At 65.9% G+C, this 10,041-nt stretch carries 10 protein-coding genes; 6 read left to right on the top strand and 4 right to left on the bottom strand.

The genetic code is table 11. The annotated features are described in order from the left end of the window. Positions 1–69 precede the first annotated feature (69 nt). Complete coding sequence (locus LGR54_RS22960; protein WP_230364288.1) at positions 70–1,722, bottom strand: amidohydrolase; 1,653 nt, start codon at positions 1,720–1,722, stop codon at positions 70–72. An 822-nt stretch (positions 1,723–2,544) separates the two neighbouring features. On the opposite strand from LGR54_RS22960, the gene LGR54_RS22965 reads away from it, so the two are divergent. The 5 genes from LGR54_RS22965 to LGR54_RS22985 all read left to right on the top strand — a co-directional run bounded on the left by LGR54_RS22965 (position 2,545) and on the right by LGR54_RS22985 (position 5,700). Continuing rightward, positions 2,545–2,754: a DUF1427 family protein gene (locus LGR54_RS22965; protein ID WP_230364289.1), complete on the top strand. Its 210-nt coding sequence runs from the start codon at positions 2,545–2,547 to the stop codon at positions 2,752–2,754. A 15-nt stretch (positions 2,755–2,769) separates the two neighbouring features. After that, positions 2,770–2,964 (top strand): DUF1427 family protein, encoded by a 195-nt coding sequence (locus tag LGR54_RS22970; protein WP_230364290.1) that lies wholly within the window; start codon positions 2,770–2,772, stop codon positions 2,962–2,964. A gap of 8 nt (positions 2,965–2,972) precedes the next feature. Continuing rightward, a complete protein-coding gene (locus LGR54_RS22975; protein WP_230364291.1) occupies positions 2,973–4,034 on the top strand; it encodes an acetamidase/formamidase family protein in 1,062 nt (353 codons plus the stop codon). 125 nt (positions 4,035–4,159) lie between these two features. Continuing rightward, on the top strand, positions 4,160–4,831 hold the full coding sequence (locus LGR54_RS22980; RefSeq protein WP_230364292.1) for a GntR family transcriptional regulator: 672 nt from the start codon (positions 4,160–4,162) through the stop codon (positions 4,829–4,831). A gap of 176 nt (positions 4,832–5,007) precedes the next feature. Next, positions 5,008–5,700, top strand: a complete 693-nt coding sequence (locus LGR54_RS22985) for a DUF2161 family putative PD-(D/E)XK-type phosphodiesterase (protein WP_230364293.1) — start codon at positions 5,008–5,010, stop codon at positions 5,698–5,700. Positions 5,701–5,721: 21 nt separating this feature from the next. On the opposite strand, the gene LGR54_RS22990 is transcribed toward LGR54_RS22985, so the two are convergent. After that, entirely contained in the window at positions 5,722–6,621 is a 900-nt protein-coding gene (locus tag LGR54_RS22990) for a Hint domain-containing protein (RefSeq protein WP_230364294.1), read from the bottom strand. A gap of 218 nt (positions 6,622–6,839) precedes the next feature. Next, positions 6,840–7,691, bottom strand: a complete 852-nt coding sequence (locus LGR54_RS22995) for a Hint domain-containing protein (protein WP_230364295.1) — start codon at positions 7,689–7,691, stop codon at positions 6,840–6,842. A gap of 586 nt (positions 7,692–8,277) precedes the next feature. Between LGR54_RS22995 and hmpA the strand changes: the two genes are divergently transcribed. Continuing rightward, entirely contained in the window at positions 8,278–9,486 is a 1,209-nt protein-coding gene (hmpA, locus tag LGR54_RS23000; protein WP_230364353.1) for an NO-inducible flavohemoprotein, read from the top strand. 153 nt (positions 9,487–9,639) lie between these two features. On the opposite strand, the gene LGR54_RS23005 is transcribed toward hmpA, so the two are convergent. Further along, positions 9,640–10,005 carry a hypothetical protein gene (locus LGR54_RS23005; RefSeq protein ID WP_230364296.1) on the bottom strand — a complete coding sequence of 122 codons (366 nt, stop codon included), beginning with the start codon at positions 10,003–10,005 and terminating at the stop codon, positions 9,640–9,642. Positions 10,006–10,041: the final 36 nt, after the last annotated feature.

The following is a 10,041-nucleotide window of genomic DNA, read 5'->3' on the forward strand; positions in this document are numbered from 1 at the left end:
CCGGCCACGCCGGGAGGGACACGGGGACCGCCCATGCGGCGGCGCGGCAGCAGGTCGCGCGGGGCCGCCTCAATGCCCGTACACGACCTTCCCATCCACATAGGTGGCGAGCACCTTCGTGTCCCGCAGTGTCGCGGGATCGATGGCCAGTGGATTGCGGTCGAGGATCACGAAATCCGCGCGCTTCCCGGCCTCGATGCTGCCGACGATGTCGTCGAGGCGCATCGCTGCCGCGGCATTGATGGTGTAGGCGGCAAGCATTTCCGCGACCGAGAGCCGCTCGTCGCTATTGAGCGCCTCGGCCTCCCTGTCGCGATCTCGCCGGGTGGCCCCCACCTCCATGCCGAGGAAGGGGCTGTAGGGCGACACGTCCCAGTCGCTGCCCGCCGCCACGAGGGCGCCGGCCGCCTGGAGGCTGCCGTTCGGATAGAGATAGCGGAAGCGCTCCGGCCCGAGATAGGGCTCCAGCGGCCCGACATTCGACGGGTCGCGCTTTCCCCATTCGAACTGCATGTTCGCGATGACGCCGAGTGCCGCGAAGCGCGGAAAATCCGCGGGATCCACCAGTTGCAGATGCGCGATCTGATGCCGGTTGTCGCGCGGGCCATTCGCCTTCCGCGCCGCCTCGAAGGCATCGAGACTGGCCCGCACCGCGCGGTCGCCGATGGCGTGCACGTGGACCGTCAGGCCCGCTTTGTCCAGTTTCGTCACCAGGGAGTTGAACAGCTTCGGTTCGAAATAGAGATCGCCGACATTGGTGGTCGGCTTGCCGTTCGCATCGAGATAGGGAGCCAGCACCGCGGCCGTCTCGGCGGGAAACTCGAGCACCCCGTCGGCGAAGACCTTCACCGAGTCGGTACGCAGCCAGGCGGGATCGAGGCTGTGGTCGCGTGCCGTGGCGACGATCCGTGCGACGGCCGCGTCGCTGTCGTCGTCCAGATCCTCGATCATGTAGGCGCCCCTGACGCGCAGCTTCAGCCGCCCCTCGCGATAGAGCTTCTCCCAGACCGCGAACTCCACCGGCGTCACCGCGGCATCGGTGACCGCCGTCAGGCCCACCGCACTCATGCCCGCAAGCGTCGCCTCCAGCTGATCGGCCATTTCCTCCGTCGTCGGCATCGGGAACAATTTGGACGGGACAAGCAGCGCGGCGTCGGTGAGCACGCCAGTCGGGATCCCTTTCCCGTCGCGCATGATCCGGCCCCCCGGCGGATCCTGCGTCATCCCGGCGATGCCCGACAAGGCCAGCCCCCGGGTGTTCAGCCACATGGTGTGGCCGTCATTGCCGGCGATGGCGAGCGGCCGGGTGGCCTCCACGGTGTCGATATCCCCAGCGGAAGCCTCGAAGCCGTAATTGTAGAGCTGCACCACCTCCAGCCAGGCGTCCGGTCCGGCGGGATGCTCGGCAAGGCATTTGCGAATGACCGGCGCGATGTCCGCGAGAGACGGCTTCACGCCGGCCAGCGAGCATTTGGCGGCATTGACCGCCCCGAGCACCGGATGCGAATGCGCATCGATCAGCCCGGGCATGACGAACTTGCCGTCGAGGTCGATGATGCGCGTCTGCGGCCCGGTCAGAGGCCGCATGGCCTCGTCGTCGCCGATCGCGGCGATCAGATTGCCTCGGACGGCGAAGGCCGAATGGAACGAACGCGCCGGGTCCACGGCGTAGACCACGCCGTTGCGCAGGATGAGATCCGCGGGCTCCTCCGCCCGTGCCACGCAAGGCCCCGCGAGCAACACGGCCCCGATCACGAGAGCGCGCCACCCCTTCGACTTCAGCACCCCACCACGATCCCCCTCAACCCGCCCAGGCTACCGGAGGCGACATCGCCGCCCCTTGGAACCGCCAAGCTAATGGGATCGATCCTGGCTGCGAATATCCTCTAATCAGCGGATTTGAGCGCGCGAGCCGACATAGTGGAGCGGTTCGCGACGGTGTCGGGCGAGACCCTATCGAGGTGCCGAAAGCCGGCCGCCTCGGACTCAGCCCCGAAGGGCCGGCAAGCCAGAGAACGGGAAACCGACGCTCCCCGCCGCGTGAGAACGCCAGCGGATGTTCCGGTTGCGAATGGCATCACCGCGACGGCCTCGGCGGTGGCGGCCGCCCGACGGGCAGCCCTCCCCTCCTCTTCCCGATTGGTGCGCGTCGGCCGCGCTCACCCGGCCGCGACGATGGCGCCCCGATAGCGCCCGGACGCGAGAACGATGAGCCGTCATTGGCCGCCCGACACCTCGCCTGTGGCGTGCCGATCAGGCGGATGCGCCCGTCGAGGCCTCCCTCAATCGGCGTCGCATGAAGGCCACCGCACCAACCCAGCCCAGATGCCCCGGTAGCCGGCTCTCAACCGCCGGCAAGCTGGCACGGCAGGCCCGATCGCGCGGTCGCTCGCGGGTATGCGTCGCGTTCAAATATTTCAATTGCGCAATCTGATATGTCAGATTATGAATTTGACGTACCACATCAGTCACGAAGAACTGGTGTGGCCATCAAAGCGCTGCATAAAAAGAACGGCGCTCATGATTTATCGAGAGGAACGCTCCATGCACTACGTTTTCGTAGGGCGCAATGAAGTCGTTGCGCTTGCCGTCGGCCTGATAACAGGGACGATTTACTCCTACCTCAACCTTCCGATTCCTGCCCCGAACGTTCTGGGAGGAATATTCGCGATCATCTTTACGTTCATCGGCTACCTCATCGTGCAGAAAATCCGTGGCCAGATCGGCTTCGGCCGCCCGCCTCGCAACAGCTGACCATAGGGGGCATGCATGATTGAAATCGGCATTGGCGCGGTCGAAATACAGGCCGCCATCGTCGGGCTGGTGACCGGCCTCATCTACACCGCCGTCCGCGCGCCCATTCCGGCGCCCAACGTTCTCGGCGGCATCTTCGCGATCATCGGAACATTCATCGGCTTCGCCGCCGTCGCGGCAGCGCGCGGCCAGCTCGGCTTTGCATTCTGAGGGACGACATGAACAAGCACGCCAATTTCACCACCGCACCGTCGATTGCCTATCACGAGGTCCGGGCCACGCTCGAAACCGTGCAATGGGGAGCGTTCGACGGCAGCGTCGCGCCGGTCTGCACCGTCGCTTCCGGCGACATCGTCCGGATCGAGTGCCTGTGCCACCACGCGGGCGACGCGCCGGACTATCTGATGGATGACGCCGTCCGCGCGATCTATGACGGCATTCCCGAGGATCAGCGCACCCCCGGCGTCCACATCCTCACCGGCCCGATCTATGTGGAAGGCGCCGAGCCCGGCGACACGCTCGAATGCCGCGTCCTCAGCATGGAGCCGCGCCTCAAATACGGCGTGAACTTCCAGGGCCGGTGGGGCATGCTGGACAAGGAGTTCGACAGCAAGGAGCACGTCATCGTCTATGAGGCGGACGTGAAGACCGGCACCGCCAAGGCCCTGTTCCAGTTTCCCTATGACAGCCCGCCGGAGCGGGGCGTCCCCGGTCGCTACACGCAGGTGCCGCATGCCGAGCGCCGGCCGGCGCTGGAAGGCATCGTCGTGCCGCTGCGGCTGCACTTCGGCACCGCCGGCGTCTGCCCGCCCTCCGACGAGCCGATCAGCACCGTGCCGCCCGGCGTGCATGGCGGCAATGTCGACAACCGCGAATTCGTCGCCGGCACCAGCATGTTCTATCCCGTCCACAAGGAGGGCGCGCTGTTCTGGGCTGGCGACACCCATTTCGCGGAAGGCGACGGCGAGGTGAACGGCACGGCGATCGAGGCGCACGTCAACGCCACCATCCAGCTGGTGCTGCACAAGGGCTCGCGCGGCAAGAACCCGATCCTCGAGACCCCGGAGCTGTGGATCTGCCACGGCTTCAGCGAGGATCTCGACGAAGCCACCAAGGAGGCGGTGCTCGAGATGATCGCCCTGCTCGGCCGGGAATGGGGCCTGTCGCGCGAGGAAGCCTACTCGCTGTGCAGCATCGCCGGCGACCTGCGCGTCACCCAGGTCGTCGATGGCGTGAAGGGCGCGCATATGGCGATGCGACGCGACCTGAAGCGCGGCTGATCCACCCAGCCATCCTGTTCGTTTCTTCCTATCGGAACCTGGCAGGCGCTTCGGCGCCTGCTTCTTTTTCTCCGTGTTTGTCCTACATTGCCCCGGAATCGACCGGCGGTAGCCAAGGAAGGGTGATGGGCAAGCAGACCGAACAGCCGGAACTATCCCAGGCCCGCCAGGCCTACCGGCTCATCGAGGAGATGATCGTCACGCTGAAGCTGCCGCCCGGCCACAAGATTTCCGAAACCTCGCTCAGCAAGACGCTCGGCATCGGACGGACGCCCATTCGCGAGGCGCTGCAGCGCCTGTCCTTCGAGGGGACCGTTCGAATCGTCCCCCGCTCCGGCGTCGTCGTCTCCGAGATCGACCTCGTCGAGCAGCTCGGCATGCTGGAGGTGCGGCGCGGCATCGAAAGCGTCCTCGCCGGACGAGCGGCGCGCTTCGCCACGAACTCGCTGAAGCAGGAATTCGCCGCTGTCGCCGACGCCTTCGACAAGGTGGCCGAAAGCCGCGAGGGCGCGGCATTCGTCGCCGCGGACCGCGAATTCAACACGCTCATCATCCAGACCGCCAACAGCAAATACGCCACCCAGGCCATCGGCCCGATCGAGGCGCAGACGCGGCGGTTCTGGTTTCTCTACTTCAAGGAATTCGGCGACCTGCGGCGCGTCTGCGAGCTGCATGCCGCCATCGCCCGCAAGATCGCCCATGGCGACGAAGCCGGCGCGAAGCGCGCATCCGACGCCCTGATGGACTATGTCGAGGAATACACCAAGAAGACCCTCCGGGTGTATGGCGTCGCCTAGGCCCGCGCTTCACAGGCTGTCGGCCTCGGTCTCCGGATGCGGCGGCCGCGCCGCAGGACCGCGAAGGGAAATCGGCAGCCCGGGCGACGCGCCGGGAGCCCCGCGAAAGGCAAGCACGCCGCGGCCGCCTCAATCCTGTATCAGGTGGAAGAGCAATCGCGGCCCGGAGCTACATCGTGGAAACGTCTCTCTATGAACCCGTCAAGCGCTTCCTGGAGGCGCTCGGCTACAGAGTGAAGGGAGAGATCGGTTCCTGCGACCTTGTCGGGCTACGCGACGACGACCCGACCGTCGTGGTCATCGGCGAACTCAAATTGACGTTCAATCTCGAGCTGCTCCTGCAGGGCGTGGACCGGATGAACGTCGGCGACGAGATCTGGCTGGCGGCGAAGCTCTCCGCCAGAGGCAAGGGACGCGAAAGCGATCCACGCTATCGCAATCTATGCCGGCGCCTGGGCCTCGGCCTGCTCGGCGTCGCCGATTCCGGCCACGTCGACATCCTCGTCTCGCCGACCGCGCCGATGCCGCGGAAAGACCCCCGCCGTCGCTCGCGGCTGGTGGAGGAGCATAAGCGGCGGCAGGGCGACCCCGTTGCCGGCGGCGGCACGCGCAAGCCCATCATGACCGCGTATCGCCAGCAGGCACTCGGTTGCGCCGCCGCGATGGCAGCGGCGCCGCAGCGGCCGCGCGACCTGAAGCGGGCCTTCCCCGACGCCCAGAAGATCCTGCGCCGCAATGTCTATGGCTGGTTCGAACGCGCGGAGCGCGGCGTGTACGCGCTCACCGCTGCGGGCCACAGCGCATTGGCGGCCTGGATGCCGGCGCCCGCGCCGATCGCCGACCGGGAGGACGCGGAGGCGACGGAGTAGTCATCGGGTGACGGCGTCCGCTCAAGCCGCCGCCGTCGTCCCGGTCTCGATCGCGCGCTTGGCGAGATGATCGGCAAGGCGCTCGGCAAGGCGGGCCCGGAGCGCGGCCGGCAACTGCCGCGCCGACTTCACGCGCGGCAGGTCCAGCTCGGCAATCGGGGCCTCCGGCGCCTCCTGCCAGTTGTCGAACCGTCGGCGCGTGACATTGTCGACGAAGGTCTCCGCAGGCACGCCTTCCGCCAGGATGAGGGAGTGGTCCGCCAGCTCCACATGATAATAGGTGAAGCTCTTCGGCATCTCCGCGTGACGGACGATCGACACGCCGTTCACCAATGCCCCGGCCTGGACGAGGACGCCGTCGACGAGCAGCGCATGGTCCGGCGACACGAAGAGATCGCGGGCCGGCAGGCTATCCCCCAGCGCCCCCGCCTCGATGCGGACGGGCATGACCTTCATGGAGTCGGCGAACAGGGTGGAGACGGTCTGGCGGGCCAGCCAGCGGACCGGCCTTGCGGTACCGTTCGACGTCAGCACCGCATCCCCGATCCTGAGCGTCTCGATGGCAACCTCGCCCGCAGGCGTCGCGATCAGGGTTCCAGCGAGGAAACAGGTGACGAAACTATCCTCGATGATGGAGATCGGCGTTCCATAATCATAGGCCGTATTTGACAGGTAAATATACTTCAGAGGACCGGAAGCGTCCTCCCAATACACGATTATTCCATCCTGATAGTGCCCGATATACACCATTTCACGCAGCAGGCTGCCCCGCGAGGCAACCACTGACTCGTTGACCGAAAAGGTGTCGGAGCCCGGATCTTCGTTGTCCGTCACCCACTCCGTCGTGTTCTTCAGATTTAGCGTGGTGGATTCTTCGTTGAAATCTATGTAATATAAGTATTGAGTTGTATATGTTGCCATATACCCTCTCCCCAATCGACTGATAGCCCGAATAACGGCGCTGCGACGGCATGCAATGGCCGCCCCGGCAATCGGAGCGCCATCGTCGGGCGGGCTCCGCATGAGCCGGCAGCGTCGGCGGTCGGCTCATGGCGATGATGCCGTGCGCTACGAAACGGCCGTGTGGACAGAGGCGTCACCTGCGTCAGCACGGCCGGAAGCGGCCAGGCCGCGCGCGGTCACGCGACCGCGGCGCCCCTGCCGGCTCGCGCCTCGAGGCGGGCACGCAGGGCGGCGGGCAGCTGCCGTGCGGACTTCACGCGCGGCAGATCGAGCTCAGGCACCGACGCTCCCGCGCCGTGGAGCTCCTCGAATTCGGCGTAGTTGTCGAACCGGCGCCGCGTGACATTGTCCACGAAGGTCTCGGCCGGGACGCCCTCGGCAAGCACCAGCGCGTGGTCCTCGAGCTCGATATGGTAATAGGTGAAGCGCTCCTCGGGCCGCTCCACCCGGGCAATGCTGGTTCCGTTGACCAGCGCGCCGGCCTGCACCAGCAGGCCATCGATCAGTAGCGCATGATCCGGCGAGACGAAAAGATCGCGGACAGGCGCGTTGTCGGACAGCGCGCCGGCGGCGACGCGGATGGGATAATTGGCAAGGGGATCGGCGAACATCCGCATCACGCTCTGCCGACCGATCCAGCGGACCGGGCGCGTCTCGCCTGCAGCGGTGAGGACGAGCTCGCCGACGGCCAGATCTTCCACCCGACGCTCGCCCTCCGGCGTGGCGATATGGGTGCCGGCCAGGAAGCAAGTCGTGAAGGTGCCCTCGGAAGCAAACGGGCCGACGGTATCCGAGGTGGCATAGGGCGTATTCGTGTAAAAAACCGGACCGACGAAGGTATCGATCACGAACCCATCGCCACTATACCCGCTAAGGCGCCCAACAATGGAGGTCGACGAGGTGGAGGTAGGATTCAGCGTGTCGCTTATCGCATAGGTGCCATCGGCGAGGTAGTAATTGACGCCGAATTCACCTCTAACGGTGCTGCCGTCAGAGCCAAGAAGATATGCATAGGTATACGTAGCCATAGTTTCTCCCCCGCCGATATCGGAATGTATCCTTGGGGTAGCATTCAACCGGCATCTGGACACCTCCTCTAAATAGAGGATGGCGGCACCTCACCCCGAAAGCATGTGTCTGAAAGAGACGGCGTAACATGGCTCAGGGGACCGACGCGCCCCTCCGCCCCGCCCTACCCTGCCCTCGAAAGCGCGCCCGCTTTCGTTCGGATCACGGCAGTTTTCGCAGCCTTGCTCGCCCACGCCACTCAGGCAAAGGCGGCAGCGTGATAAGGGCGAAGCAACCCTCCGATGACGGCGACTGCGCAGCCCCCCATCGATTGCGCTCGATGCCGCAGCCAAGCTTGCAGGCCTCGCCGCCGCGCTATCGGCCGGCATGAGCCGGGAGGCGCGAGCGCGGTCCCGCGCGTTTCGGGGACCGGACATCGGGACGCATGGCGGCCGCGTCCTCGCTGCGTATTTCTCCCGATGAAAACATGCAGATCAAATGCATGATATTCGGCGTTCCGGAGGTGCGGACCCGGAACAGGCCGAAATTCAACGGACGGTCGCCGCACGCGCCAGGATCAACGTCCCGTCCCACGAGGAGAAACTCATGTCACCGACGCTCAGCGAGCGTACCGTTGCGCTTGTCAAGATGACGGTTCCCGCCCTGGAGGCACATGGTCTCGACATTGTGCGAGAGATGTATGCGCGGATGTTCCGCAACCCTGAAATCCGCGACCTGTTCAACCAGTCGCACCATGGCGATAATGGCTCCCAGCCCAAGGCGCTCGCCCAGGCCATCCTGGCCTATGCCGCGAACATCGAGAATCTCGGGGCGCTGGCACCTGCCGTCGAACGCATTGCCCAGAAGCATGTCGGGCTCCAGATCCTGCCCGAGCACTATCCGCACGTCGCCGAGGCGTTGCTGGCCGCGATCCGTTCGGTTCTGGGCGATGCGGCCACGCCGGAGATTCTCGACGCGTGGGGAGAGGCCTACTGGTTTCTGGCGAACATTCTCATCGCCCGCGAGGCGCGCATCTATGACGAGCAGAAGCGGACGGATGGCGGCTGGAACGGCTGGCGCGACTTTCGCGTCAGCGAGGTCGTCCGCGAGAGCAGCGTCATCTCGTCCTTCGTCCTGCATCCCCTCGACGACAAGTCGGTGCTGCGCCACAAGCCCGGCCAGTACCTGACGTTCTGGCTCGAGATTCCCGGCCATCCGCCGGTGAAGCGCAACTTTTCGATATCGAGCGCCGCCGATGGCAGGACCTACCGCATTTCGGTGAAGCGCGAGCCGCTGGGGCTCGCCTCCAACTGGCTGCACGACAGCGCCGTGCCCGGCACCGTGCTGAAGGTGGCGGCGCCGGCCGGCGAGTTCCATCTCAAGGCCTCCGATGGCCCCGTGGTGCTTCTGTCGGGAGGCGTCGGCCTTACGCCGATGGTGGCGATGCTCGAGGCGCTTGTCGCGAAAGGGGGCGGCCAGCCCGTCTTCTACATCCACGGCACCCACAACCGCGACACCCACGCCATGCGCGACCATGTCCGTACCCTCGCCGCCGCCACCCCGGCCGTGCGAGTGGTCGATTTCCACCAGACGCCGTTACCCGACGAATTGGCCGGGCGCGACTTCGACGAAGCCGGCCTGATCACCGACGAGTGGCTGGTTTCCAACACGCCGGCCGGCGAGGCCGACTACTATATCTGCGGCCCCAAGCCGTTCCTGCGGGCGGCGATTTCGACGCTGTCGCTGGCAGGCGTGCCAGCCGAGCGCATTCACTATGAGTTCTTTGGCCCCGCGGACGAGGTGCTGGCGGCCTGACAGCCTGCCGAGGATTTTTCGTCATAAGGAGTGCGCGGCGGTCCGGGCCGCCGCGCACTCCAGCGCGAGCCGGGGCACACGAGGGCGCGCGCCCTGCGACACTGCGTGGAGCGGCGGCAACACTCTATCCGGTCCTCTTGCGAAGGCGGCCCGCTATTTCTTGAAGGCTAGGGAAAAGCGGATGGCGGCTCCCTGCTCCACGCCCAGATCGGAAAGCGTGCAGTCGCGCCAGAGCGGCGCGGCGACCATCACCATCGCCACGAGGCGCTCATTGATCATTCCCTGCAGGCCGATGCCGACCGAGCCGAGAGCGGCGAAGTCGTAGGGGATCTCGGCACGGTTCCAGAGGGCTCCGTAATCGATCGTGCCAAACAGGCTGAACCCGCTCAGCCAGGACATCTTGCTCTCGAGAGTCCGCGACAGCTTCAGCCCGACCGACACCCCGCTATTGCCGACGATGGCGGCCGGGTCATAGGCCGGACCGAACCCCTCGCCGCCAAGGCACGGCGCGATGGACATTCACCGCCATCGCGAAAACCGGTGCCTTCCGGCGCC

Source organism: Ancylobacter sp. Lp-2 (genome assembly GCF_020523795.1).
Classification (GTDB): Bacteria; Pseudomonadota; Alphaproteobacteria; order Rhizobiales; family Xanthobacteraceae; genus Ancylobacter.

Excerpts from the sequence above, each read along its gene's own strand:
- LGR54_RS22965 (WP_230364289.1), top strand. The coding sequence starts at position 2,545 with ATGCACTACGTTTTCGTAGGGCGCAATGAAGTCGTTGCGCTTGCCGTC.
- LGR54_RS22970 (WP_230364290.1), top strand. The coding sequence starts at position 2,770 with ATGATTGAAATCGGCATTGGCGCGGTCGAAATACAGGCCGCCATCGTC.
- LGR54_RS22975 (WP_230364291.1), top strand. The coding sequence starts at position 2,973 with ATGAACAAGCACGCCAATTTCACCACCGCACCGTCGATTGCCTATCAC.
- LGR54_RS22980 (WP_230364292.1), top strand. The coding sequence starts at position 4,160 with ATGGGCAAGCAGACCGAACAGCCGGAACTATCCCAGGCCCGCCAGGCC.
- LGR54_RS22990 (WP_230364294.1), bottom strand. The coding sequence starts at position 6,621 with ATGGCAACATATACAACTCAATACTTATATTACATAGATTTCAACGAA.
- LGR54_RS22995 (WP_230364295.1), bottom strand. The coding sequence starts at position 7,691 with ATGGCTACGTATACCTATGCATATCTTCTTGGCTCTGACGGCAGCACC.
- hmpA (WP_230364353.1), top strand. The coding sequence starts at position 8,278 with ATGTCACCGACGCTCAGCGAGCGTACCGTTGCGCTTGTCAAGATGACG.
- LGR54_RS23005 (WP_230364296.1), bottom strand. The coding sequence starts at position 10,005 with ATGTCCATCGCGCCGTGCCTTGGCGGCGAGGGGTTCGGTCCGGCCTAT.